The organism is Bradyrhizobium viridifuturi, from assembly GCF_001238275.1.
Taxonomy (GTDB): Bacteria; Pseudomonadota; Alphaproteobacteria; order Rhizobiales; family Xanthobacteraceae; genus Bradyrhizobium; species Bradyrhizobium viridifuturi.
Genome location: NZ_LGTB01000012.1, coordinates 57,944 through 82,639, shown reverse-complemented (window position 1 = coordinate 82,639; position 24,696 = coordinate 57,944). Strand labels below are relative to the sequence as shown.

Genomic DNA, 24,696 nt, shown 5'->3' with positions numbered 1-24,696 from the left:
CGATCCATGCGATCGCATCACGATCGAGGTCAGCTACTTCTCGAGCTGACGCTGCAGGCCACGCACGAATTCGGTGAGGCCGGTGCGACGCTCCCGCTTGAGACGCTCGGCTTTCAGGATCGACTGCACCTCGGCAAAGGCGTCGTCGACGTTCTGGTTGACGACGATGTAGTCGTATTCGGCCCAGTGGCTCAGCTCGTGACTGGCGCGGTTCATCCGCCCGCGGATCACCTCTTCCGAATCCTGCGCACGGGTGTGCAAGCGCCTTTCGAGATCGACGGCCGACGGCGGCAGGATGAAGACCCGCACCACGTCGACGCTGGCCTTCTGGTGAAGCTGCTGCGTGCCCTGCCAATCGATGTCGAACAGGACGTCCTGCCCGACCGATAGCGCCGCCTCGACCGGCGCGCGCGGCGTGCCGTAGAGATTGTCGAACACGGTCGCCCATTCGAGCAGTTCACCCTGCTCGACCATGTTCTCGAACTTCTTCTTGTCGACGAAGAAATAGTCACGGGCTTCGACCTCGCCCGGCCGCTTCGGGCGCGTGGTCGCCGACACCGACATTTTCAGGCCCGGCTCGCGCTCAAGCAGCATGCGCGACAGCGTCGTCTTGCCGGCGCCAGAGGGCGACGACAGGACGAACATCAGTCCGCGCCGCTCAACGCCGTCAGAACCCTGCGCCGTCATCATTCACTCCAGATTCTGGACCTGTTCGCGGAACTGCTCGACCACGTTCTTCATCTCAAGCCCGGTGTTGGTCAGCTCGACGTCGTTCGACTTCGAGCAGCAGGTGTTGACCTCGCGATTGAACTCCTGGGCGAGGAAGTCGAGCCGCCGCCCGACCGGGCCGCCCTTGCCGATCATCTCGCGGGCCTGGCCGATGTGCGAGGCGATGCGATCGAGCTCCTCGCGGATATCGGCCTTCGTGGCGATCAGGATCGCCTCCTGGCTCAGCCGGTCGGCATCGAAGCGGTCGGAGGTCTCGAGCAGCGCGGCGATCTGCTCGGCAAGCCGGGCCTTGATCGCTTCGGGCTTGCGGCCGGGCGCGGTCTCGGCGCGCTTGGCGAGCCGCTCGATCTCGTCCATGCGCTGCATCAGGATCCGGCCCAGCGCATCGCCCTCGCGGCGGCGCATCTCGACAAGGCTCGTGAGCGCCTGCTCGAACGCCTTCGCCGCGGCCTCGCGCGCCGCCTTGTCCTCGTCCTCGTTGCTCTCGGGCTCGACCACCTCGATGACGCCCTTGATGCCGAGCAGCCCGTCGATGCTCGGCGCCACCGCGTCGATCCGTTGCGCGAGCTCACCCGCGACCTTCACCACGGCGGCGAGCACGTCCTCGTTGATCCGGATGGTCTGCGCCGCATCGGTGCGCTTGACGGTGAGATTGGCGTAGACCGTGCCGCGCGACAGCAGCTCGCCGGCGCGCTTCTTGGCCAGGGCTTCCAGCTCGTCCCAGCCCGGTGGCAGCCGCAACCGCAGGTCAAAGCCCTTGGCGTTGACCGATTTCAGCTCCCACTCGAACGTATAGGGACCGCTCGCGCCATGGCTCCGGGCAAAGCCAGTCATGCTCGACAGCGCCATCGCGTAAAACTCTCCAACAGAAGGATATGGGACCAACCCGGAGCCTTCCGAGACTCGTGGGCAGCCGTGACGACCTTAAAACGGATTCCGTGAAAGTGGAATTACGTCCACCTTCCGGAAACGCAGAGCTGAGGCATGATCCGGGCGACTGTGAAGCAGTCTTCCGGAAGATCATGCCCAAACAGAAGCCAAAGCGCGATGATCGCACCGCGCCTCAGCGCTGCACGACGGGCGGCGAATTGGTCTGCTGGGCTGCGCCCTGGCGACCGCCGCGCGGCGGCTTCTTCTGATTGGTGGGCTTCGGCGGCGTGGCCGCCGTGGGATTGGTGTCGGCCGCTCCGGGGGCCGCGGCGGCAGGCGCCGGATCATCCGCGGGCTCGACGGTGTCGTTCTGGATCTGCTTCTCCGACGCGCGCAGCTTGGCGACGTTCTTGGCGTGCTGGTCGTAGGTTTCGGTGAAGGCGTGGCCGCCGGTTCCGTCGGCAACGAAGAATAGGTCGCGCGTACGCGCCGGATTGGCGGTAGCCTCCAGCGAGGCGCGGCCGGGATTTGCGATCGGTCCGGGCGGCAGGCCGTCGATCACATAGGTGTTGTAGGGCGACGGCTGCGTGATCTCGCTGCGCTTGATCGGACGCCCCAGCGTGCCCTTGCCGCCCACCAGCCCGTAGATGATGGTCGGATCTGACTGCAGCTTCATCCGCTGCCGCAGGCGGTTGACGAACACGGCGGCGACCCGGCTGCGCTCGTCGGCGCGGCCGGTTTCCTTCTCGACGATCGAGGCCAGCGTCACCAGCTGGTCCGGCGATTTCAGCGGCGTGTCGGTGTTGCGACGTTCCCAGATCTCGGCGAGCACGCGCTTCTGCGCCTGCTGCAGGCGCTGGATCACCTGGTCGCGCGTGGTGCCGCGCGGGAATTTGTAGGTCTCCGGCAGCAGCGTGCCCTCGCGCGGAATCTCGCGCACCGAGCCGGTGAAGATGTCGTTGTCGGAGAGCCGCGCCACGATCTGCTCCGAGGTCAGGCCTTCCGGGATCGTGATTGCGTGCTGCACCACCTTGCCGTCGACGATGGTGGCGATGACGTCGCGCAGGCTGGCATTCTTCTGGAACGAATATTCGCCGGGCTTGAGATCGGAGCTCGCCTTCAGCGCAAACACGCCGCCGATGAAGACCCACGGATTGACGTTGATCACGCCCTCTCGCAACAGCACGTCGGCGATGTCGCGCTTGCCGGCGCGCGCGGGGATGTTGACGATCTTGTCTTCCTGCAGCGGTCCCGGCGATTCCAGCGCCTGCTTGCCGTAGTAGTACGTCGCGCCGGCGCCGAGCATCAGGATGATCAGGATCGTGAAGATGGCATTGCCGACGATCACGAAAGGATTGCGGGCGCGATCCGAGCGCTTGGGCGGCGGCGGAACCTGTTCAGGCTCCAGCGCGGCACGTGGACTCCTCGGTGAAATGGGCGGCCTCTCACTCATCGATGCAAACCAATATCCTGCCGGTTGAATCGTGGCCGGACAAACCCCTGCCCTGCCAATAGCATACGCCCGCTATTAGGAGTCACCGCGGAATACGGCAAAACGGTGGACTAGTTCTAAAGACCTACTAATTGGTCACGCGCTGCACGATCACGGAGGCGTTGGTGCCGCCGAAACCGAAGGAATTGGACAGCGCCACATTGACGTCACGCTTGCGCGACGTGTGCGGCACGAGATCAATCGCCGTTTGCACCGACGGATTGTCGAGATTGATGGTCGGCGGCACCACGTTATCGCGAATCGCCAGGATCGCGAAAATCGCCTCGATCGCGCCGGCCGCACCGAGCAGATGTCCGGTCGCAGACTTGGTCGACGACATCGACACCTTCGAGGCCGCATTGCCGAGCAGACGCTCGACCGCGCCGAGCTCGATCTCGTCGCCGACCAGCGTCGAGGTGCCGTGCGCGTTGATGTAGTCGAGATCGGACGCCGCAAGGCCGGCGCGCTTCAGCGCCATGCTCATGCTGCGGAAGCCGCCATTGCCGTCCGGCGGCGGCGAGGTGATGTGGAAAGCGTCGCCCGACAGGCCGTAACCGGTGACCTCGGCGTAGATCTTCGCACCGCGCCGCTTGGCGTGCTCATACTCCTCGAGCACGAGAACGCCGGCGCCCTCGCCCATCACGAAGCCGTCGCGATCCTTGTCGTAGGGCCGCGATGCCTTTTCCGGGGTGTCGTTGAAGCCGGTGGACAGCGCACGTGCCGCGCAGAAGCCGGCAATGCCGATGCGCGAGATCGGCGATTCGGCGCCGCCCGCAACCATCACCTCGGCATCGCCGAGTGCGATCAGCCGCGCCGCATCGCCGACCGCATGCGCGCCGGTCGAGCACGCGGTGACGACCGCATGATTGGGGCCCTTCAATCCGTGCTCGATCGAAACATAACCGGACGCCAGATTGATCAGGCGGCCCGGAATGAAGAACGGAGAGATCCTGCGCGGGCCACGCTCTTTCAGCAGCACCGCGGTCTCGGCAATGCCGGTGAGGCCGCCGATGCCGGAGCCGATCATCGTGCCGGTCGCGAATTGGTCCTCGTCGGACTTCGGATGCCAGTCGGCATCGTCGAGCGCCTGCTTGGCCGCGCACATCGCATATACGATGAAGTCGTCGACCTTGCGCTGGTCCTTCGGCTCCATCACTGATCGGGATTGAAGGTACCGTTCGAGCCGTCGCCGCGCGGAATGTAGCAGGCGACCTGGCTCGGCAGGTCGGACACCTCGAAGGTGTCGATCTTCTTGCCGCCGCTGTCTCCGGCGAGGATGCGCGTCCAGGTTGCGTCAACGCCGCAGCCGAGCGGTGTAAGCATGCCCAGCCCCGTGACGACAACCCGTCTCATTTCCACGTCTCCGGCCAGCAATGCGCGGCTGATAGTAAGAAGCCGGGGGACCGCTCGATCACGGTCCGTCCGGCCCCGTCAACGTCGCGATCGGCGTCAGCTCTTCGCGTTCTTCTCAAGAAACTTGGTCGCGTCGCCCACGGTCAGGATCGTCTCCGCCGCGTCGTCCGGAATCTCGCAACCGAATTCTTCTTCGAAAGCCATCACGAGCTCGACGGTGTCGAGGCTGTCGGCGCCGAGGTCATCGATGAAGCTCGCGCTATCGACCACCTTCTCGGGCTCGACACCAAGGTGCTCGACCACAATCTTCTTAACCCGCTCGCCAATCTCACTCATCGTTCAACCTCGTTGTTCCATTGGACCCGACCCCAAGACGATACGAGCCATCGTGGTCGTCTCGATTACTCAGTCGCGCATAGTCTTGATTCGGCCCGGTCGTAGCCGACTAAAGCCCCGGCGAACGGCAGGCGTCGCCACGCCAATATACAGGGTTTCAAAATCCTGCAATGGCGTTCTTCGCCCATCCACGGGGGGTTCAGCTACCATACTTCCAAAGCCTTGACTACACGCCTGAACCGGCTCCCGAAAACGGCTTTTCGCCGCACTGCGAGAGGCCGGTAAGTAGCTCAAATCATAGCCATCCCACCGTTGACGTGAATCGTCTGTCCGGTGACGTAGGCGGCCTCGTTCGAGGCCAGATAGACCGCTGCCGCAGCGATATCCTCGGGCGTCCCGAGCCGCGCCGCAGGAACCTTCGCCAGGATGGTTTCGCGCTGCTTGTCGTTCAGCGCATCGGTCATCGGCGTCTTGATGAAACCCGGCGCGATGCAGTTGGCGGTGACGCCGCGCTTGGCGTATTCGGCGCCCAACGTCTTGATCAGGCCGATGATGCCGGCCTTCGACGCGGTGTAGTTGCCCTGCCCCGGATTGCCGGTGACGCCGACGATCGAGGTGATCGCGATGATGCGGCCGAAGCGCTTGCGCATCATCAGTTTGGTCGCCGCGCGTGCCAGCCGGAAGGTCGCGGTCAGGTTGACCGCGATGACGTCGTCCCAATCCTCATCGCGCAATTGCACGAACAGATTGTCACGGGTGATGCCGGCGTTGGCGATCAGGATATCGACCTGCCCCATCGCCGCTTCCGCTGCCGGCACCAGCGCCTCGACATCATCCTTGCTCGAGAGGTTGCACGGCAGCACGTGAACGCGCTCGCCGAGCTTGGCCGCGAAGCCGTCCAGCACCTCGCGCCGGGTCCCCGAGATCGCGACCGTCGCGCCCTGCGAGTGCAGCGCCTGCGCAATCGCGCCGCCGATGCCGCCGGTCGCGCCCGTCACGAGCGCGGTCTTGCCAGTCAGATCAAACATCGAATTCCCCTCCCGGCTTCAAGCGACGCTGCCAGCGCATCCTTGGCCGCAGCAATATCGTTCGGACCGCCGACGGACACGCCAACCGCGCCATCTGCAATGCGCTTGACGAGGCCGCTCAGCACCTTGCCGGCGCCGATCTCGAAGAACCGCGTCACGCCCTGCGCTGCCATATAGGCAACCGACTCGCGCCAGCGAACGGTGCCGGTGACCTGTTCGACCAGACGGCGGCGGAGCTCGTCGGGATCGGTGATGGCGGAGGCCAGTACGTTGGAAACGAGCGGCGCTGCGGGCGCCTTGATGGTGACGCCAGCCAGCGCCTCCGCCATCGCATCGGCCGCCGGCTGCATCAGCTTGCAGTGGAACGGCGCCGAGACCGGCAGCAGCATCGCGCGCTTGGCACCCTTGGTCTTGGCGATCTCGACGGCGCGGTCGACCGCCGCCTTGTCGCCGGAGACCACCACCTGGCCGCCTCCATTGTCGTTGGCGGCCTGGCAGACCTGGCCCTGCGCCGCCTCATTGGCGACCGCGACGGCCGCCTCGTAATCCAGGCCGAGCAGCGCGGCCATCGCACCGGCGCGACCGGCACCGCCTTCTGCATCGCGAGCCCGCGGGTGCGCAGCAGCCGCGCGGTGTCGCTGACGGTCAGGCTACCGGCGGCGGCCAGCGCCGAATACTCGCCGAGCGAATGCCCGGCAACGAACGCCGCGTTGCGGCCGACCGAGAAGCCGGCTTCGCTCTCGAGCACGCGCAAGGTGGCGATCGAGACCGCCATCAGCGCCGGCTGGGCATTTTGGGTGAGCTGCAGCGTTTCCGCCGGACCATCCCAGATGATCGCGGTCAGCTTCTCGCCCAGCGCGGCATCGACCTCGTCGAACACCGCCTTGGCGACCGGAAAGGCATCGGCCAGCGCCTTGCCCATGCCAACCGCCTGCGAGCCCTGCCCGGGAAACGTAAATGCTGCCGTCATCGGCGATCCCTACCTTGTTGAGCGTGATCTCCGCGCAGGCGCCTCGCGCCTGCCGCAGGGGAAAACGGTATCCGCGTTGCGCGAAACGCGCCACAGCGGGTCCGGGCCAATCCCTTGCAACCAAGTCATGCAACCGGCCTCAGACCGGGCCGTAAGACACCGTTGGGGGGCGCGATGTCAAGCCGCGTGGGCGGAACCCCTGGGGATGCCGAACCGGTTCGGCCCTAGAATCCGCCGGCATTCTGGTCAGCGTTAACCTTGGCACCGGCCCGCGCCCGGCGGGCGCTGTTGACCAATTGCCCCGGCCGGTCCTCGTGGACAGGCCTCGCCGTCGCCAGCCGCAGCACGGCGGCGTAGCCCGGCTGCACCTCCATCCTGTCGGCAAAGCGGCTTCCGCTCAGGATGCGGTGGACGCGCGGCAGGTTGTAGCACGGCACGTAGAACAGCAGATGATGCTCGAGGTGATAGTTCACGTAGTACGGCGCGATGAACAGCCGCTCAAGGAGGTTGGCCCGCGTCGTGCGGGTGTTGCGCAAGGGATCGGCGCTGTCGGGCACGACGGCATGCTCGGCGATGTTGCGGATGCGCGTGATCACCATCATCCAGGTCAGGAGCGGCACCAGCCACAACAGCGGATAGGCCCACCACACGCCGGCGGCGGCAAGGCCTGCGAACAGCACCGCGTTGGTGACGCATTGCGGCCCGAGCTTCTGCCGGAAGTTGGCGGCGCGCTGCGACAGCGGCCACTCCTTCGGCCCGATCGCGTTGAGCAGCTGCGCCTTGCGCTGCTGGTAGCCGGTCTGCCCGGTGATGTCGCGAAGGAATTTCCGGCGGTAGCTCAGCTTCGTGATCGGAAACGGCGCCGACAGCACGAGATCCGGATCATCCTCCTGCTGCGTCCGCGCATGATGCTGCAGATGATAACGGCGATAGCCACGGGTTTCGGCGAAGATCGGATAGGCGCAGAACCATTGGCTCAGCGTCAGATTGGTCCTCTCGTCCGCCGACAGACAGCCATGCGCGCCGTCATGCATCAGGATGGCAAGGCCGAGCTGGCGCGAGCCGATGATTGCGACGGCGAGCAGATAGGTGAGCGGATTCGGCCACCACGCCACCAGCGCGATCGCGCCCAGGATCAGCACCCAGGCATGCGCGATCAACGCGACACCCTTCCACGTCGTGCGCTCGCGCACCGCCACGAGTTCGTCTTCGGTGAGGAAATCGCGGGCACGCATGCGAAGCGCGGTCATGAGCTGGTCTCCCCGTCCGGAGCGGATGAACTGTCGCGGTCGCCAACCAGGCGCAGGCGCGTCGTGTCAGCAGCCGATGTCGATGTTGCCTGCTCGCCGAGCGCGCGCAGCAATTCGCGGCACATCTCCTCGGCGCCGCGGCCCATCGCAAAACCTTCGACGATCACGCCGATCGCAATCGCCCAGAACCGCCGCGAACTCTCTTCGGGGGCGCGCAGCGAACGCCAGCCGTGGCGCTCGACCTGGCCTGCATAGGCACGCGCGCCTTCGCTGTGCAGGCGCTCGATGGTGCGCTCGACCAGAGGCGCGAGGTCCTGCCGGCGCCGTGTCAGGGTCAGGGCTTCGGCGAAGAAGGCGACCGTGTCGGTCGCGGTCACGGTCTCGGCCAAAGCGTGGGTGTATTCGCGCGGCGTGTGGGCCTTCAGGGCAGCCTGCTCGGTCGCGCGCGCGAGATAAAGCATGTCGCGGCTGGCGGCTTCGACGAACAGCGCCTCCTTGGTGCGGAAGTAATAGGTGATCTGGCTTGGAAAGGCGTCCGCCGCGGCGGCGATGTCGGAGATCGAGGTGCCGGAGAGCCCACGCTCCTTGAACAGGCGGCTCGCGGCATCGAGCAGCAGCGAGCGCATCTTGCGCCCCGCCGACCGCGTCGCGCGGACCGCGTGTTTCGGATCGGACGCAGACATGCCGCTGGCGGTCTCCGAACCCATCGATCATCCTCCCGGAGTTATTTGTATGATATACAAACAAAGAAATCAACCGAAAACGGCCGAAAGTTGCGCGGAAGGGCCTGACGGGCTACGTCGCCTTGCAAATCCCGGGGCCCGGCGCCTGTCTGGACCCTTGCCTTCGCAGCCAAAATCCGTATAAAGCGCGCCATTCGTGGGCTCCGGCCGGGAGCTGAACGGACGGTCTCAGCAAACTCACCCGTTGATTTTGATGTGGCAGGGCCAGTCGGCCCGTCGTCCCGTGCTCCCGCCTTCTGAGCAGCTCGAGTCCTTTCCGAAGGTCTCGAAGGGCTTGTCGCCGGAAACCCGCGCCAACACAGGAAAGGACAACCATGCCTCTTTATGAGCATGTTTTTCTCGCGCGTCAGGATGCGAGCACCCAGCAGGTGGATGAACTGACGGCCCAGATGACGGGTATCGTCGAACAGGGCGGCGGCAAGGTCACCAAGACCGAGAGCTGGGGCGTGCGCTCCCTCACCTACCGCATGAACAAGAACCGCAAAGCGCATTTCGTGCTGATGAACATCGACGCTCCGTCGGCTGTCGTCACCGAGATCGAGCGCCAGGAGCGGATCAACGAAGACGTCATCCGTTACCTCACCGTGCGCGTCGAAGAGCACGAGGAAGGCCCGTCCGCGATGATGCGCAAGGCCGACCGTGATCGCGAGCGCGATGACCGTGGTGGTGGCTTCCGTGGCGACCGTGAAGGCGGTGGCTTCCGTGGCGATCGCGAGGGTGGTTTCCGTGGCGACCGTGGTCCGCGCCGTCCGCGCGACGAAGAAGCTGCGACCGAGGAGTAATGAATCATGGCTGATGCTGGTGCCCGCCGTCCGTTTTTCCGTCGTCGCAAGTCCTGCCCGTTCACGGGCGCGAATGCGCCGAAGATCGACTACAAGGATTCCAAGCTGCTGATGCGTTACGTCTCCGAGCGCGGCAAGATCGTGCCGAGCCGCATCACGGCCGTGTCCGCCAAGAAGCAGCGTGAGCTCGCCCGCGCCATCAAGCGCGCGCGCTTCCTCGGCCTGCTGCCTTACGTTATCAGGTAATTGACGACGCCGGCGGCATAAGCCGCCGGCCGCTTACTCTCATAAGGCTTCCGGGTCGTTCCGGTCGCCGATGGTTGGGGTTCTCGACTGAGGACCCCTAACCGCTCAAAGGGGGCGGGACAGCTGATGATCGCGATATTCATCGTTGCACTTGCAGCCGGCGCCGCGTCGGCGCTGATGTTCGCCTCGATCGTTTCGGGCGCGGCGATCTCGATCGTGCTGTTCTACCTGGCCCCACTGCCCGTGATGGTCACGGCGCTCGGCTGGGGCCCGCTCGCCGCCACCATTGGCGGCATCGGTGCGGCATCCGCGCTCGGCGCGATCTTCGGGCTTCCCTACTGCATCGCTTTTGCCATGATGGTCGCCGTGCCCGGCTGGTGGCTCGGCCACCTCGCCCTGCTCGGACGGCCGATCGCAGGCGCGGCCGGCGATGGCGCCACCCAGCAGCCACCCGCGCTGGAATGGTATCCCGTCGGCCGGATCCTGCTCTGGATCGCGGTCTTTGCGGTGATCACCACGACGGCAACGCTGCTCACGCTCGGCTCGGATAGCGATGCGATTACCGGCGCTTTGCGACGCGGGCTGCTGAAGGTGCTCAGCAGCGGCGAAGGACAAGGCGGCGGCGAGATCGAACGGCTGGTCGACATGCTGGTGATCCTCGCGCCGCTGGCCGCGACGATCCTCTCGATGGTCACGGTGACGCTGAATCTGTGGCTGGCCGGCAAGATCACGCAAACCTCCGGACGGCTCAACCGGCCCTGGCCGGAACTGCGCAGCACCGCGCTTCCCGCCATGACGCTGGTTGCGCTGCTGGTGGCGGCGGCGCTCAGCTTCGTCGGCGGCATGCTTGCGCTGCTCGCCCAGATCGTCACCACGGCGCTCGTGACCGGCTATGCGCTGGTCGGCTTCGCGGTCCTACACACGCTGACGCTGTCGCTCAACAGCCGCGGCTTCTGGCTCGGCGGCATCTACGCCGTCGTCGTCATGTTCGGCTGGCCGGTCGTTGCGATCTTCGCGCTCGGCATTGCCGACGCCGTATTCGGACTGCGCCAGCGCTATCTGCAAACCAGACCGCCGCCGCTGCCCGCGGCCTGACATTCGATCCAACCACTTAAACCCGATACTTAGACTCTAAAGGAGAACGAAAATGGAAGTCATTCTGCTGGAACGCGTTGCCAAGCTTGGCCAGATGGGCGAAGTCGTGCGCGTCAAGGACGGGTTCGCCCGCAATTTCCTGCTGAAGCGCGGCAAGGCGCTGCGCGCCACCGAGGCGAACCGCGCCAAGTATGACGGCATGAAGGCCGAGCTCGAGGCCAACAACATCAAGGCCAAGGGTGAAGCCAGCGTGGTCGCCGAGAAGATCGACGGCCGCGACATCGTCATCATCCGCCAGGCCTCCGAATCCGGCCAGTTGTTCGGCTCGGTCACGGTGCGCGACATCGTCACCGCGCTCGCCGCCGACGGCGTGACCGTCGCCCGTCCGCAGGTCTGGCTCGACTCGCCGATCAAGGTGATCGGCAAGCAGAAGGTCACGATTGCGGTTCACCCCGAGGTCGAGACCAGCGTCACCGTCACGGTCGCCCGCTCCGCCGAAGAGGCCGAGCGCATCAAGCGCGGCGAGGACATCTCGACCCGCCAGGAAGACCAGGACGCTGCCGCCGAGGCGCTCGCCGCCGCCGGCGAATTCTTCGATCCGGAAGCCCAGCACGACGACGAAGCCGCACCGGCTCCGGCCGCCGAAGAGAAGTAAGCTTCTCGCGATCGTCGAACCGACCACATGCGACCAAGCCCGGCCCCATCAGGCCGGGCTTTGGATTCGTGCCGCCGCCTGATCGTCGAGCATCGCGATCGATGCCAGCGCGGTCGCGGTGTGCTTCTCCTTGCCGTCGATGACGCAGAACACGTCGGCTGCGACGACGGCGACCTGACGCCCCGGCTTGATCACGCGCGCCCGGCAGATCAGCCGATCCCCCGACGCCGGCGACAGCAGGTTGAGTTTGTACTCGGCCGTCAGCGCCGGCTGGCCGCGCGACGTCGCGGCCGCAATCGTGGTGGCGTTGTCGACCAGAAACGCCGTCACCCCGCCGTGAAACAGGCCGTGCTGCTGCAACAGTTCGGGCCGGCGGTCGACCGCGAGCGTGCACGTTCCGCGCGACAGTTCGGCCACTTCAGCACCGACAAGTCCCATGAAGCCCTGACGGCCGACATTGTCGCGGATCCGTGTTTCGATCGGCGCAAAGTCCGGATCAGTCTCGTTCATGACGTCCCTCCTGTTCGCTCCGGCGCTCCCGGCGCCACCACCGCGCGGATCGCGCAGGCGATCAACGTCTCGGCCTGTTCGCGCGGATCGCCGGGCTGGCGGCCCGACAGATAGGCGCGGCAGAAGATCTGCGCCGGCCCGATGATCTGGCTGAAGAACAGCACCGCGCTCATCGGCAGCAATTCGCCGCGCGCGAGCAACGGTGCGCGCCAGCGCTCGATGCCGTCGGCAAGCCGCGCATTCTCGGTGCGCTGTGCGCCGCGCACCTCCTCGCCCCACTCGCTGCGTGAAATCTCGAACAGGAAGCGCGCCTCGCGCCTGGAGGTCACGACCCAGTCGAGATGGGCGTGGATCAGCCGCGCGACGCCCTCGCTGGCGCCGCATGTCTCGTCGACCGCGGTGATGATCGCGGCGTGATAGGCCTGCAGGATCTCGAGGAACAGGGTTCCGGCGAGCGCCTTCTTCGAGGTGAAGAAGTGGAAGAAGCTGCCGTTGGACGCACGGGCGCGGGCGCGGATCTCGGCCACCGTCGCGCCCTCGAAGCCATCGCGGTCGAACACCGCCAGCCCCGCGGCCAGCAGATCTTCCCGTGCCGTGCTCACTTCGCCTCCCCGGTATCTCCTTGGCTAGATCATTACTCTAGAGTTTTACTCTAGCGACGGTCAAATGAAAACGCCGGACCTCATGGGCCCGGCGTCGGCAGTTACTTCGAGCTTGGCGCTTCCGGCGTGCCGGAGCCTGACGTCGTCGGGGGTGGAGGCGGCGGCGGAGGTGCGTCGCGGTCACCGGCGCGGCGGGCGCCGGTGTGGGAGAAGCCGCAGCGGCCGGCTCGGGCGCGGCTGGCGCCGGAGCGACCTGCGGCACCACCGGGTCGGAACGCACGGCAGAAGGCTCGCTGCTCTTGGGCGCATCGATCTTGGGCGCATCGAGCTTGGCCGCGTCGGGCTGGCTGGCGGGTTTCGCCGGCTTCTCGGCCTCACCGTTGTCCTCGTGCTTCACGGCCGTCTGGGCCTTCGGCTCGTCGCCGGAGGTCTCGCCCTTCGCCGCCTCGCCCGACTTCGGCTCCTCGACCGGCTTGCCGCGGCGGCCATGCTTCTGGCGCGACGGCTTGCCCTCGCCTGCGGCCTGCGGCGTCTGACCGTCCTCCGGCTTGGCGCCCTCGGGCGTTTCGGTCGGGCGGGCCATCCGCCGGCCGCGGTGGCCATGACGTCCCTCGGCCGGCGCCTGGGTCAAACCGTCGGCATCGGGCTTTGTACCTTCCCTGGCACCCTCCTGCGCCGCTGCACCCTGGTGCTGCCGGCGCGACGGGCGCTCGGAGGCCTGCTCCGGAGGCTGGTTTGCCTCCTGCCTGCTCTCCCTGCCCTTGGCTCCCTTGGGCTGATCCTTGGCCTGGTAGCGCGGGTCGTTGGCGCCGTTCGAAATCAGATAGGACGCGAGCACCCCGGCCATGTCGCTGGAAGTCGTGTAGTGCTGACGCAGAAAGCCCGGCAACGAACCGGCGGGCACGGTCTTCAGCAGGCCGCGCGGGCTCTTGTGGCACGCTGTGCAAGTGTTTGCGAAAATCTGGGAGGGGCTTTTGCCGGCCTCGAGGTTTTGCGCGCGCGCTGACCCGGCCGACAGGCCAACCAGCAGCGTCACCGTCGCCAGACTGAGGGCTCGGCTCAACATTCCTTAAGTCTCCAGATTCCGGAAAATTCGCCGCCTGTGCCTGATGGATCGGCCGCGGCGGTCACCTTTTAGACGATTATCGCGCGAATGGAAGCGCGCGCGTGACGCATCCACGCAATTGTCACATTTTGGAATATCGGCTTTGAGCACAACGCAATAGCGCGATCCAATTCCCTGCCTATGTTTTGGTTTGGGGACACATTGGAGTGATCAACTCCGGTGGTGTCGGTGTGCAGCTTGCCGTTCCGTTGGTGTTTCGATGGACCGATTGTTGCGATACTTCTTGGGGCGCTTCATCCGCCGCGGTTCGATCACGTTCACGACCGCGAGCGGCGCTCAATTCAGCTGTGGTGACGGAACCGGCGTTCCGGTTGCCGCGCGCTTCATGTCCAGGGCGGCCGAAATCCGCATTCTGGTCGACCCAGAACTTTACCTCGGCGAAGCCTTCATGGACGGCACGTTCGTGGTGGAGCAAGGCACCATCGCCGACGTCCTGGCTGTGCTGATGGGCCAGGCAGCCATGTTGCCGAACTTTGCCAGGTTACAGGCCTGGCTGCGCTTCCTCGGTCGGCGCGCCCAGCAGATCAATGTGCGCGGCCGCTCCAGAAGTAACGTCGCCCGCCATTACGATCTCGACGGCCGCCTCTATTCGCTCTTCCTCGATGCGGACAAGCAATACAGCTGCGCCTATTTCGAGACGCCGGACGCGACGCTGGACGACGCCCAGCTCGCCAAGAAGCGCCACCTCGCCGCAAAGCTCCTGATCAAACCAGGCCAACGCGTGCTCGACATCGGTTCCGGCTGGGGCGGCCTCGGGCTCTATCTTGCCGAGATGAGCGGCGCCGACGTCACCGGCGTCACGCTGTCGACCGAGCAGTTGCAGATCTCCAACGCCCGGGCGGCCGAGCGCAACCTGGCGCAATCGGCGCGTTTCCTGATGCAGGACTACCGCGACATTCCCGGCCCGTTCGACCGCATCGTGTCGGTCGGCATGTTCGAGCATGTCGGGGTCGCCTATTACGAGACCTTCTTCAAGCGCTGCGCCGAGCTCCTGAGCGATGACGGTGTCATGATGCTGCACTCGATCGGCCGCTCGACCGGTCCCGACGTCACCAGCCCGTGGATCCGGAAATACATCTTTCCCGGCGGCTACATTCCGGCGCTCTCGGAGGTCATGCCGGCGATCGAGAAGGCCGGATTGCTGATCTGCGACATGGAGATCCTGCGCCTGCACTACGCCGAGACCCTGAAGGCATGGCGCGATCGCTTCATGGCGCGGCGCGAGGAGGCCGTCCGGCTCTACGACGAGACCTTTGCCCGGATGTGGGAATTCTACCTGGCGGCCTCGGAGATGTCGTTCCGCGTCCAGAACATGATGAACTTCCAGCTGCAGCTCACCAAGCGCCAGGGCATCGTGCCGATGACCCGCGATTATATCGGGCGCGAGGAAGGCCGGCTGCGCCTCAAGGAAGCCGGCGCCGCAAGGCCCCGGCTGCAACTCGCCGGCGAGTGAATGCGCTATATGAGGTGCTGCTAGTTGCGCAGGCTGTAAGCCGACCCGCAATGGGCGAAGGTTGGGGCCGGACGCGCCAAATGCGCGACGGCGGCGGACACCAGCCTGGGATCGCAGGGAACATTCCGGACCTCCGGACGCGCCGCCTGCTCCATCGCATCGACAAGCGCCACCAGCCAGCGGCGGTCCATGCCGCCTGCCCTGCCAAGTCCTGATCGCGCGGTCTGAAACTCTCGAGCCATCGACGCCGTATCTTCCCTGAGCAAGGACAACCCGGAATCCGCCGGGTCGTTCCCGCGAAGCTGCCGCAAAGAAAATGCGACAGATGTGATCTGCTTCACAGAGGTCCGCTCCGGGCTGTCGTAGTGGTCCAGAATGACCCCAGAAACGCATCAGACGATGTTGGACCCGCAGCGCGACCTCGTGACCGACTACGCCTTGATCGCAACTGGCGTAGCGGCCGCCTTGATCGCGCTGGCTTTCCTCATCTTGATCTGAGCCAGGAACGCCAGCACCGACCTCGCTGCTGGTTGGGCGCGGCAGCCCGCAAAAAGGTTCAGGCTGCGCCGAATTTTCGCCAATGACATCGCTGACCGGGCGGCCTCCGCCCGATTCCGGGCAAAACCCCGTCAAGCGGAATGCGTCCGGCCGTCCCGGATTCACACATCGCGTTGTGTGAATCGTGCATAAGAAACATCCGTCCTTTCGCTTCGTGCCGGGCTGGCGCTTGATCGCCGCCCCACAGCCGAAAATCTCAGTTACGACGAAATCAGAAGAATAAGCTCGTCCATGGCCTTGATTGATTCGAACGTTCACAAGCTCGCGCCCGACGCCGCATCCCCGGCCTACCGGAGCGCGCCGCACAACATCGAAGCGGAACAGGGCCTCCTGGGGGCGATCCTGGTCAACAATGACGCGTTCTATCGCGTCTCCGATTTCCTCGAGCCGAAGCATTTCTTCGAGCCGCTGCACCAGACGATCTACGAGACCGCGAGCTCCCTGATCCGGATGGGCAAGGTCGCGACCCCCGTCACCCTGAAGACCTTCCTGCCAGCCGATACCGACATCGGCGGCATGACGATCAGCCAATACCTCGCGCGCCTCGCCGCCGAAGCGACCACCATCATCAACGCACAGGACTACGGCCGTACCGTTTACGACCTCAGCCTGCGGCGCAATCTGATCCAGATCGGCGAGGAGATCGTCAACGTCGCCTATGACGCGCCGGTCGACTTTGCCCCGCGCGCGCAGATCGAGGATGCCGAGCGGCAACTCTACAGCCTCGCCGAAACCGGCCGCTATGACGGCGGCTTCCAGCGCTTTTCGCAGGCCCTCACGATTGCCGTCGACATGGCGGCGAAGGCGTTCCAGCGCGACGGCAAGCTGTCCGGCATCTCGACCGGCCTGCGCGACCTCGACGCCCGGATGGGCGGCCTGCAACCGTCCGACCTCATCGTGCTCGCCGGCCGTCCCGGCATGGGCAAGACGTCGCTCGCCACCAACATCGCCTACAACATTGCCAAGGCCTATGAGGGCGAGGTCCAGCCGGACGGCACCACCAAGGCGATCCACGGCGGCTGTGTCGGGTTCTTCTCCTGCGAAATGAGCGGCGAGCAGCTCGCCACCCGTATTCTCGCCGAACGCACCGGCATCCCGTCGAGCCATATCCGGCGCGGCGGCATTTCCGAACTGGATTTCGAGAAGATCCGCGACTGCTCGATCGAGTTGCAGTCATTGCCGTTCTACGTCGACGAAACCGGCGGCCTCTCGATCTCGCAGCTCACTGCCCGCGCCCGCCGCCTCAAGCGGCAGAAGGGCCTCGACCTGATCGTGATCGACTACATCCAGCTGCTGCAGGGCTCGGGCAAGAAAGGCAATGACAACCGCGTCCAGGAAATCACCGAGATCACCACCAATCTGAAGGCGCTGGCGAAGGAACTGAACGTACCCGTGATCGCGCTGTCGCAGCTCTCGCGTCAGGTCGAAAACCGCGACGACAAACGCCCCCAGCTTTCCGACCTTCGTGAATCCGGCTCCATCGAGCAGGACGCCGACGTCGTGATGTTCGTGTATCGCGAGGAATACTACCTTGCCAACAAGGAGCCGCGCCCCGGCACCCCCGAGCACGAGAAATGGCAGATGGAGCTGGAACTGGCCCATGGCAAGGCCGAAGTCATCATCGGCAAACAGCGCCACGGCCCGACCGGCACCGTCGAACTGCACTTCGAGGCCAGCGTCACCCGGTTCGGCGATCTCGCCCCCGACGGTCAGATTCCGGATCACTCCCATTGATTCCGCGGCGCGGTTGAACGGTAGAAGCGCGACGCGTACAACTGCGCCATGAACATCGTGACCGACGCGAAATCGCAGCTGACGCCCGACGCCAATCTGCTGGCGGCCCATCCGACCGCCACCGGTATCCTGACCGTCGACCTCGACGCCATCATCGCCAACTGGCGCAAGCTCGAGAAGACCGCTGTCCCGGCGGAATGCGCCGCCGTGGTCAAGGCCAACGCCTATGGCTGCGGCGCCGAGCAGGTGTCGCGGGCGCTGGCCAAGGCCGGCTGCAAGACCTTCTTCGTCGCCACCGTCGAGGAGGCCGCCGTGGTCCGCGCGGCCGTTCCGCAGGCGACCGTGTACGCGCTCGGCGGCTTCTTCCAGCAGACCGGCGATGCCTATGCCAAAATCGACTGCAAGCCCGTGATCGGCGATCTCAATGAGCTCGCCGAATGGGACGTGTTCTGCCGCCGCTCCGGCTGGTCCGGCGGCGCCGCCATCCATATCGATACCGGCATGAACCGGCTCGGGCTCACGGTCAGCGAAGCGCAGGGCATCATCCCGCGGATCAATGCTGGCGACCACGGCATCACGCTTGTGATGAGCCACCTCGTCTCCGCCGAATTGCTCAACAGTCCCGCCAACGCCAAGCAGCTTGCGAGCTTCCGCGAGATCGCGAGCCTGTTCACCGGCGTGCCGGCCTCGCTGGCGAATTCATCCGGCGTGTTCCTCGGCGCCCAATTCCAGTTCGAGATGGTGCGGCCCGGGTGCGCGCTCTACGGCGTCAATCCGACGCCGGAGGCCGATAACCCGATGCAGCCTGTGGTCGACCTCAAGGCGCGCATCGTGCAGATCCGCAACATCGATCGCGGCGAGACCGTCGGCTATGGCGGCACCTGGACCGCGCGGCGGCCGACCCGGCTTGCGATCGTCGCCGCCGGCTATGCCGACGGCTATTTCCGCGCCGCCAGCGCCAATGACGGCACCCGCGGCGCCGAGGTCGTGGTCGCCGGCAAGCGCTGCCCGATCGCCGGCCGCGTCTCGATGGACCTGATCGCGGTCGACGTCACCGACCTCGACAAGAACGCGGTGCGGCGCGGCCACATGGTGACGCTGATCGGCGAAGGCATCACCGTCGACGAGCTCGCGCATCATTTCGGCACCATCGGCTACGAGGTGCTGACCAGCCTCGGCCGCCGCTTCGTGCGCATCTACAAGGGCGGCGATGCCGTCGCCGCGAGCGACACCGTCGCCGCGAAGAGCGATGCAGTCGCCGAGAAGAGCGAGCCTGCCGCCACGCCGGCGGCGCCTCCCGCCTTGCCGACGGCTGCACCGCCGCCATTGCCTGCCGAGCCGTCCACACCGGCCAGCTGACCCGATCGATCGTCGCGCATGAAGATCGCGACCTTCAACATCAACAATGTCAACCGGCGGCTGCCGAACCTGTTGCGCTGGCTGAAATCGGCCAAGCCCGACGTCGTCAGCCTGCAGGAGCTGAAGGCAAGCGACGCCGAGTTTCCCCAGGCCGCGATCGAGCAGGCCGGCTACGGCGCGGTGTGGCAGGGGCAGAAGACCTGGAACGGCGTCGCGATCCTGGCGCGCAAGACCGATCCCGTGCTGATCCGCACCGCCCTGCCCGGCGACGCCGGCGATCATGAGGCGCGCTACATCGAGGCCGCGGTGCGCGGCGTCGTCGTCACCAGCCTCTATCTGCCGAACGGCAATCCGCAGCCCGGTCCGAAATTCGACTACAAGCTGGCCTGGTTCAAGCGGCTGCGCGCGCACGCCGCCAAGCTGCTCAAGCAGGACGTGCCGGTCGTGCTCGCCGGCGACTACAATGTCGCGCCGGCGCCGTTCGACATCTATCCGACCCGTTCCTGGGATAAGGACGCGCTGATCCAGCCGAAGAGCCGCGCCGCGTTCAAGGCGCTGGTCGACCAGGGCTGGTGCGATGCGATCCGCACGCTGCATCCGGATGATCCGATGTTCACCTTCTGGGACTACAAGCGCCGGCGCTGGCCGCGCGATGCCGGCCTGCGGCTCGATCATCTCCTGCTCAGCCCACAGGTCGCGGCGCGACTTCAGAAAGCCGGCGTCGATCGCAACATCCGCGGCGAGGAAGGCGCGAGCGATCACGCGCCGGCATGGATGGTGTTGAAGTGATCGGTGGTTGCCCCACACCACTGCTGTCGTCCCTGCGAAAGCAGGGACCCATAACCACAGGTCGTCATTGTTGAACGACGCCCGAACGACGAGTCCCACCAACAATATCCGCTGCGGAGTATGGGTCCCTGCTTTCGCAGGGACGACGACGGTGGGAATCCGATTCACTCGTCAAACAACTGGTTCGGTGTCATCACCCGCGAAAGCAGGTGATCCAGTATTCCAGCGACGGCAATGCTTGAGCCGATAGCCCGCGGCGTACCGGATCGCCCGGTCAAGCCGGGTGATGACATCACGCCGGCATTCGTACTGTCGCTGCGGGCGACGGCGCATCCGTGGATCAGCGGCGCCCTTGCGCTGTCGCGAACGATGAGGTCACAGTAAGTCCCACTCCCGGAGCGCGCAGGTGGGCTTCCTCTTCGTCCTGATCGTCGGCCTGGTCGCCGGCACCATTTCCGGCATCGTCGGCACCGGCTCGTCGATCATGCTGATGCCGGTCTTGGTCTATCAGTACGGACCGAAGCAGGCAGTGCCGATCATGGCGGTCGCCGCCGTAATGGCCAACCTGTCGCGCATCCTGGCGTGGTGGCGCGAGGTCGACTGGCGCGCCTGCCTCGCCTACTCGATCACGGGCATCCCGGCCGCCGCACTCGGTGCGCGCACCTTGCTTGCGCTGCCCTCTCATGCGGTCGATGTTGCGATCGGCGTGTTCCTGATCGCGATGGTGCCGGTGCGGCACTGGCTGGCGCGGCACGAGCTGAAGGCCAATCTCTGGCATCTCGCAATCGGTGGCGCCGTCATCGGCTATCTCACCGGCATCGTGGTGTCGACCGGTCCGCTCAGCGTGCCGCTGTTTTTGTTCTACGGCCTCACCAAGGGCGCGTTCCTCGCCACCGAAGCGGCGAGCTCGCTCGGGCTCTATGTCAGCAAGTCGGTGACGTTCGAACGGTTCGGCGCGCTGACGCCTGACATCGCGTTGAAAGGCCTGATCGCCGGCGCCTCGCTGATGGCCGGCGCCTTCATCGCCAAGCGCTTCGTGCTGCAGATGAAGCCGGAGGCGTTCCGCCTGATCATGGACGGCATCATGCTGGCGGCGGGCGTGTCGCTATTGTGGTCGGCAATGGCGGCGTAGGCTCGCGGCGATGTCGTGATTTTACGGGGGTCGACGCGCCTGGACGTTGTACTCCGAAAGAGCCCTGCCGAGCGCCTGGCTCCCGGTGTTATCCGGATTGCCTCCATCCGGCGACTGCGTTTATGACGATCTCATTACTTGCACTCGATCGTTTGCGGACAAGCACTTTGCTCTAGCAGGCATCACGGGATTGATCGACGACCCGGATGCGAATCCCCAGGAGTCAGGCAGCACATGGTGCGCAATCGCGCGCGCACCTCAGCGTCTGATGTCGGCCTGATGGATTCGGGATCGCAAGTCGAAGCATTGGGACTAGCGGCTTGTCGGAACCCCGACAGGCGAGAAAGGCAGACGCGCGATGCGCAAGATGATGATCACGACTGCGGTGACCGTAACGCTCGCTGTTGCCGGCTCGGCCTTGTGGCCGACAGCGAAGCCCGACGTCGAGCAGTTCGGAGACAGCGTCTACGAAACGATCTGGGTCTGGCGCATTCCAGCCTACGCGAACAATCCGTCGTGGCGTGTTCGCTGGAGCTGGAGCGATCCGCTGCGCGCGCAGGCAAGATGCTGCCGGGCTTTGCCGACGGGTTCGGTGCTGCGCGGGAATCCGCAGCTGCTGCTGTCCGCGCGAGACATCCGCGCCTAGAGCATGATCCGGAAAAGTGCGAAGCGGCTTTCCGAAAGATCATGCTCAGAGAAGAGTCCAAAGCACGATCTCATCGCGCTTTGGACGCAGCGGCCGAGAGCAACATTCGGGTTCCACGCGCCGGAGAGCATTTGATTCAAATTCTCGTTTTAGTTGAACTTACTTTTTATCCTTAACCAGAAACACGATCTTTAATTTACATCTACAAGGTGTGGTTTACCTTGTCTCCGCGAACACAGCGGAGACAGGGACAACAAGATGCGTCAGCCAAGCCTTACCCTGTCGCTGATCTTCCTTCTGGCAGCACAAGGTTTTGGCGTCGCCGCGGACGATACGAAACCCCAATCGGCTGCCGCCGCCGGCCGCGTCGCATGTTCCCTGCAGCCGAAAGCCACGGAACCGTCCGATCCATCGTCGACCTCGGCGATCCCGCACGTCGAAAAATTCATCGCGAAAGAGCATTTCAAGGAAGACGTTGCGTCGAGCGCTTCGGTGAAGATCTCCTGGCTGGGCGCGACATTCGCAAAGCGCTTCGCGAACAAGGTCGAGGACGATGTCGGCGGCGCATCGTTGCAAACCTTCGTCATGAACGCAGCCTCGAGCGACAACGAGATCCTGGCCAGACTGGGCCAGAGCCACGAGAGCCGGCTGGCCGACGTCTGGTGCATGTTGCAGCAACAGCCGAACGGCAGCGGCGGCTCCCTCGAGATCAGCGCCAAGCCGAATGTGTTTTACGTCCGCGATGTCGCGGGAGAGCTTGGTGCCGTCGACGTGCTCTGGGGCGGTGTCGGGTGGGAGATCGGCGCAAGCCCGGTGAGCGAGCGGCCGCGATGGCCGGCCGGAACACGGGTCTTCTCCCGCTGATTCGGCGCGCGGCGCTGAGATAGTCTGCAACAGAACGTGTTGCACGCATGGTGGCCCGGTTCTGCTAGGACGGCGTCGTCTGCTTTGGGGGCTGCGCGTGGGCGCATTGATCTTCGACTTCGACGGTGTGATCGCCGACAGCGAGGCCATCGCCAACGCTGTACTTGCGCAGACCGTCAGTGACCTCGGACAACCAACCACGCTCGATCAGGCACTCGGTCGCTATTCGGGCAAACGATGGGCCGACGTCGTCGCCGAGATCGAAGCCGCGATCGGAAGACCGGTGCCGGCCGATTTCCTGAGCGCGTTCAGCCGCGCCACGCTGGACCGGCTTCGCTCTGACCTCAAGGAGGTCAGCGGCGCCACCGACTTCATCCGGAAATTCTCCGACATCCCGCGCTGCATCGCCTCGTCCAGCTCGATGGAGCGCCTGCAATTGTGCCTCTCGGTGCTTGGACTGGAAGCGGAATTCGACGGCCGCGTCTTCAGCGCCGACATGGTCGCGCGCGGCAAACCGCATCCCGATATCTTCCTGCTTGCCGCCGAGCAGCTCGGCGCAAAGCCCAGTGCGTGCCTCGTCATCGAGGACAGCGCCGGCGGCATCAGGGGAGCGGTAGCGGCCGGCATGACCGCGATCGGCCTGTGCGCCGCGAGCCACATCCGCGACGGGCACGACGAAGTCCTGCGCAACGCAGGCGCGGTACATCTGGCGACCTCGTGGCGCGAAGTGGAGCAGATCGCCCGGCATTTCTTCCGGATGGCTGGGTGATCCATCGAGCATGTCGCTCGCATCAGGCTTTCCGTGCTAAGCAGCCGTGCATCGTCGACCACGCGACTCATCTGCTCCATGGCCAAATCCACCCTCTCCTTCGTCTGCCAGAACTGCGGCGCGGCGTATAATCGCTGGCAGGGCAAATGCGACTCCTGCGGCGAGTGGAACACGCTGGCCGAGGAAGACACCACGGGCTCGGTGCCGGTCTCGATCCGCAGCAAGCGCAAGGGACGGACGTTCGCGCTGGAATCGCTGTCCGGCAAGACCCAGGACGCGCCGCGGCTGTCGTCCGGCATGACCGAGCTCGACCGCGTCACCGGCGGCGGCTTCGTCCGCGGCTCGGTGCTGCTGGTCGGCGGCGATCCCGGCATCGGCAAATCGACGCTGCTCACGCAGGCCACCTCCATGATGGCGCGCGCCGGCCACCGCGCGGTCTATATCTCCGGCGAAGAGGCGGTGGCGCAAGTGCGGCTGCGCGCCGAGCGGCTCGGGCTCGCCGATGCGCCGGTGCAGCTGGCGTCCGAGACCTCGGTCGAGGACATCGTCTCGACGCTGTCCGAAGGCGCGGTGCCGCGCCTGATCGTGATCGATTCGATCCAGACCATGTGGACCGACACGGTGGAATCCGCGCCCGGCACGGTGACCCAGGTCCGCGCCTCGGCGCAGGCCCTCATTCGTTTCGCCAAGAAGACCGGGGCCGCGATCATCCTGGTCGGCCATGTCACAAAAGATGGCCAGATCGCCGGCCCCCGCGTGGTCGAGCACATGGTCGATGCGGTGCTGTCGTTCGAGGGCGAAGGCTCGCAGCAGTTCCGCATCCTCCGCTCGGTGAAGAACCGTTTTGGCGCCACCGACGAGATCGGCGTGTTCGAGATGACCGGGCTCGGCCTGCGCGAGGTCACCAACCCCTCCGAATTGTTCCTCAGCGAACGCGAGCTCGGCAGCCCCGGCACGGCCGTGTTCGCCGGCATCGAGGGCACCCGCCCGGTGCTGGTCGAATTGCAGGCGCTGGTGGCGCCGACCTCGCTCGGCACGCCGCGCCGCGCCGTGGTGGGCTGGGACCCGAGCCGGCTGTCGATGGTGCTGGCGGTGCTCGAGGCGCATTGCGGCGTCAAATTGTCCGGACATGACGTCTATCTCAACGTCGCCGGCGGGCTGCGCATTCAGGAGCCGGCCGCGGACCTCGCCGCGGCCGCCGCACTGGTGTCCTCGCTGGTGAATGCGCCCTTGCCGACGGATGCGGTCTATTTCGGCGAGATTTCGCTGTCGGGTGCGATCCGCCCCGTCGCGCAGACCCCGGCCCGGCTCAAGGAGGCGCTCAAGCTCGGCTTCGGCCGCGCCATCCTGCCCGAATCGGCCCGCGGCGAACCGGGTGGCGATATGGGGCTCTCGTTCAACAGCGTCGGCAATCTGACCACGCTGGTCGCGGAAATTGCGGCGCGCGGCACGCCCAGAGGCGGCCGGGTTGCGCCGAGGAACGACCAAAGCGGCTCCGGGGGCACTGATGCGGCTGAGAAAAATGCCACACCGGCCCGATTCCGTCGCGAGACGAGCTAATGCAGGCGTGACGTAACAGCCCCCCGCCGCTATACATCCGCCGCG

The 24,696-nt window shown here is 65.5% G+C and carries 24 protein-coding genes and 2 pseudogenes; 13 read left to right on the top strand and 13 right to left on the bottom strand.

Going from position 1 to position 24,696, the window contains the following annotated elements; all coding sequences use genetic code 11:
* Nucleotides 1-33 precede the first annotated feature (33 nt).
* The 9 genes and pseudogenes from gmk to ALC15_RS12960 all read right to left on the bottom strand — a co-directional run bounded on the left by gmk (nucleotide 34) and on the right by ALC15_RS12960 (nucleotide 8,735).
* Nucleotides 34-687, bottom strand: coding sequence for a guanylate kinase (gene gmk, locus ALC15_RS13000; protein WP_200914666.1), 654 nt, complete (start codon nucleotides 685-687; stop codon nucleotides 34-36).
* A 3-nt stretch (nucleotides 688-690) separates the two neighbouring features.
* Entirely contained in the window at nucleotides 691-1,578 is an 888-nt protein-coding gene (locus ALC15_RS12995) for a YicC/YloC family endoribonuclease (protein WP_050627559.1), read from the bottom strand.
* Between the two features lie 214 nt (nucleotides 1,579-1,792).
* On the bottom strand, nucleotides 1,793-3,052 hold the full coding sequence (mltG, locus tag ALC15_RS12990; protein WP_050627558.1) for an endolytic transglycosylase MltG: 1,260 nt from the start codon (nucleotides 3,050-3,052) through the stop codon (nucleotides 1,793-1,795).
* A gap of 127 nt (nucleotides 3,053-3,179) precedes the next feature.
* Nucleotides 3,180-4,444, bottom strand: a pseudogene (gene fabF / locus ALC15_RS12985) (beta-ketoacyl-ACP synthase II).
* A 96-nt stretch (nucleotides 4,445-4,540) separates the two neighbouring features.
* Nucleotides 4,541-4,780 (bottom strand): acyl carrier protein, encoded by a 240-nt coding sequence (locus ALC15_RS12980; protein ID WP_002716125.1) that lies wholly within the window; start codon nucleotides 4,778-4,780, stop codon nucleotides 4,541-4,543.
* Between the two features lie 290 nt (nucleotides 4,781-5,070).
* Nucleotides 5,071-5,808, bottom strand: coding sequence for a 3-oxoacyl-[acyl-carrier-protein] reductase (fabG, locus tag ALC15_RS12975; RefSeq protein WP_050627630.1), 738 nt, complete (start codon nucleotides 5,806-5,808; stop codon nucleotides 5,071-5,073).
* Nucleotides 5,796-6,778 (bottom strand): annotated as a pseudogene (gene fabD / locus ALC15_RS12970) (ACP S-malonyltransferase). The gene fabG and the pseudogene fabD overlap by 13 nt, the downstream one beginning before the upstream one ends.
* 224 nt (nucleotides 6,779-7,002) lie before the next feature.
* Complete coding sequence (locus ALC15_RS12965) at nucleotides 7,003-8,028, bottom strand: fatty acid desaturase family protein (protein WP_050627557.1); 1,026 nt, start codon at nucleotides 8,026-8,028, stop codon at nucleotides 7,003-7,005.
* The gene (locus ALC15_RS12960; RefSeq protein ID WP_050627556.1) at nucleotides 8,025-8,735 is read right to left on the bottom strand and encodes a TetR/AcrR family transcriptional regulator C-terminal domain-containing protein; all 711 of its coding nucleotides are present in this window, start codon (nucleotides 8,733-8,735) and stop codon (nucleotides 8,025-8,027) included. Before ALC15_RS12960 ends, ALC15_RS12965 begins: the two co-directional genes overlap by 4 nt.
* A 350-nt stretch (nucleotides 8,736-9,085) precedes the next feature.
* Here ALC15_RS12960 and rpsF point away from each other — a divergent pair, with 350 nt between their 5' ends.
* The 4 genes from rpsF (at nucleotide 9,086) to rplI (ending at nucleotide 11,549) form a co-directional block, all read left to right on the top strand.
* Nucleotides 9,086-9,553: a 30S ribosomal protein S6 gene (gene rpsF, locus ALC15_RS12955; RefSeq protein ID WP_021079846.1), complete on the top strand. Its 468-nt coding sequence runs from the start codon at nucleotides 9,086-9,088 to the stop codon at nucleotides 9,551-9,553.
* A gap of 6 nt (nucleotides 9,554-9,559) precedes the next feature.
* The gene (gene rpsR, locus ALC15_RS12950; protein ID WP_016844287.1) at nucleotides 9,560-9,799 is read left to right on the top strand and encodes a 30S ribosomal protein S18; all 240 of its coding nucleotides are present in this window, start codon (nucleotides 9,560-9,562) and stop codon (nucleotides 9,797-9,799) included.
* 126 nt (nucleotides 9,800-9,925) lie between these two features.
* Nucleotides 9,926-10,894 carry a DUF2232 domain-containing protein gene (locus tag ALC15_RS12945; RefSeq protein WP_050627555.1) on the top strand — a complete coding sequence of 323 codons (969 nt, stop codon included), beginning with the start codon at nucleotides 9,926-9,928 and terminating at the stop codon, nucleotides 10,892-10,894.
* A gap of 52 nt (nucleotides 10,895-10,946) precedes the next feature.
* Nucleotides 10,947-11,549, top strand: coding sequence for a 50S ribosomal protein L9 (gene rplI, locus ALC15_RS12940; protein WP_050627554.1), 603 nt, complete (start codon nucleotides 10,947-10,949; stop codon nucleotides 11,547-11,549).
* A gap of 48 nt (nucleotides 11,550-11,597) precedes the next feature.
* Here rplI and ALC15_RS12935 read toward each other — a convergent pair whose 3' ends face one another.
* Genes ALC15_RS12935 through ALC15_RS12925 form a run of 3 tightly spaced genes read right to left on the bottom strand, consistent with a single transcriptional unit; the run spans nucleotide 11,598 to nucleotide 13,727 of the window.
* Nucleotides 11,598-12,059, bottom strand: a complete 462-nt coding sequence (locus tag ALC15_RS12935; protein WP_050627553.1) for a PaaI family thioesterase — start codon at nucleotides 12,057-12,059, stop codon at nucleotides 11,598-11,600.
* Entirely contained in the window at nucleotides 12,056-12,661 is a 606-nt protein-coding gene (locus ALC15_RS12930) for a TetR/AcrR family transcriptional regulator (RefSeq protein WP_050627552.1), read from the bottom strand. The genes ALC15_RS12935 and ALC15_RS12930 overlap by 4 nt, the downstream gene beginning before the upstream one ends.
* A 37-nt stretch (nucleotides 12,662-12,698) precedes the next feature.
* Nucleotides 12,699-13,727 (bottom strand): prolipoprotein diacylglyceryl transferase, encoded by a 1,029-nt coding sequence (locus ALC15_RS12925; protein ID WP_050627551.1) that lies wholly within the window; start codon nucleotides 13,725-13,727, stop codon nucleotides 12,699-12,701.
* Between the two features lie 259 nt (nucleotides 13,728-13,986).
* On the opposite strand from ALC15_RS12925, the gene ALC15_RS12920 reads away from it, so the two are divergent.
* Nucleotides 13,987-15,240 (top strand): cyclopropane fatty acid synthase, encoded by a 1,254-nt coding sequence (locus ALC15_RS12920; RefSeq protein ID WP_050627550.1) that lies wholly within the window; start codon nucleotides 13,987-13,989, stop codon nucleotides 15,238-15,240.
* 20 nt (nucleotides 15,241-15,260) lie between these two features.
* On the opposite strand, the gene ALC15_RS43330 is transcribed toward ALC15_RS12920, so the two are convergent.
* Nucleotides 15,261-15,581 carry a hypothetical protein gene (locus ALC15_RS43330; RefSeq protein WP_128089510.1) on the bottom strand — a complete coding sequence of 107 codons (321 nt, stop codon included), beginning with the start codon at nucleotides 15,579-15,581 and terminating at the stop codon, nucleotides 15,261-15,263.
* Between the two features lie 448 nt (nucleotides 15,582-16,029).
* Here ALC15_RS43330 and ALC15_RS12915 point away from each other — a divergent pair, with 448 nt between their 5' ends.
* The 8 genes from ALC15_RS12915 to radA all read left to right on the top strand — a co-directional run bounded on the left by ALC15_RS12915 (nucleotide 16,030) and on the right by radA (nucleotide 24,651).
* A complete protein-coding gene (locus ALC15_RS12915) occupies nucleotides 16,030-17,532 on the top strand; it encodes a replicative DNA helicase (protein ID WP_050627549.1) in 1,503 nt (500 codons plus the stop codon).
* A 48-nt stretch (nucleotides 17,533-17,580) separates the two neighbouring features.
* A complete protein-coding gene (gene alr / locus ALC15_RS12910) occupies nucleotides 17,581-18,891 on the top strand; it encodes an alanine racemase (RefSeq protein ID WP_050627548.1) in 1,311 nt (436 codons plus the stop codon).
* A gap of 18 nt (nucleotides 18,892-18,909) precedes the next feature.
* Nucleotides 18,910-19,680 carry an exodeoxyribonuclease III gene (xth, locus tag ALC15_RS12905; RefSeq protein ID WP_050627547.1) on the top strand — a complete coding sequence of 257 codons (771 nt, stop codon included), beginning with the start codon at nucleotides 18,910-18,912 and terminating at the stop codon, nucleotides 19,678-19,680.
* A 406-nt stretch (nucleotides 19,681-20,086) separates the two neighbouring features.
* Nucleotides 20,087-20,812 carry a sulfite exporter TauE/SafE family protein gene (locus ALC15_RS12900; protein WP_050627546.1) on the top strand — a complete coding sequence of 242 codons (726 nt, stop codon included), beginning with the start codon at nucleotides 20,087-20,089 and terminating at the stop codon, nucleotides 20,810-20,812.
* Between the two features lie 358 nt (nucleotides 20,813-21,170).
* Nucleotides 21,171-21,458 (top strand): hypothetical protein, encoded by a 288-nt coding sequence (locus ALC15_RS12895; protein WP_050627545.1) that lies wholly within the window; start codon nucleotides 21,171-21,173, stop codon nucleotides 21,456-21,458.
* A gap of 258 nt (nucleotides 21,459-21,716) precedes the next feature.
* Nucleotides 21,717-22,322 carry a hypothetical protein gene (locus tag ALC15_RS12890; protein WP_050627544.1) on the top strand — a complete coding sequence of 202 codons (606 nt, stop codon included), beginning with the start codon at nucleotides 21,717-21,719 and terminating at the stop codon, nucleotides 22,320-22,322.
* Nucleotides 22,323-22,419: 97 nt separating this feature from the next.
* Nucleotides 22,420-23,091, top strand: coding sequence for an HAD family hydrolase (locus tag ALC15_RS12885; RefSeq protein ID WP_050627543.1), 672 nt, complete (start codon nucleotides 22,420-22,422; stop codon nucleotides 23,089-23,091).
* A 78-nt stretch (nucleotides 23,092-23,169) separates the two neighbouring features.
* On the top strand, nucleotides 23,170-24,651 hold the full coding sequence (radA, locus tag ALC15_RS12880) for a DNA repair protein RadA (RefSeq protein WP_050627542.1): 1,482 nt from the start codon (nucleotides 23,170-23,172) through the stop codon (nucleotides 24,649-24,651).
* Nucleotides 24,652-24,696 lie beyond the last annotated feature (45 nt).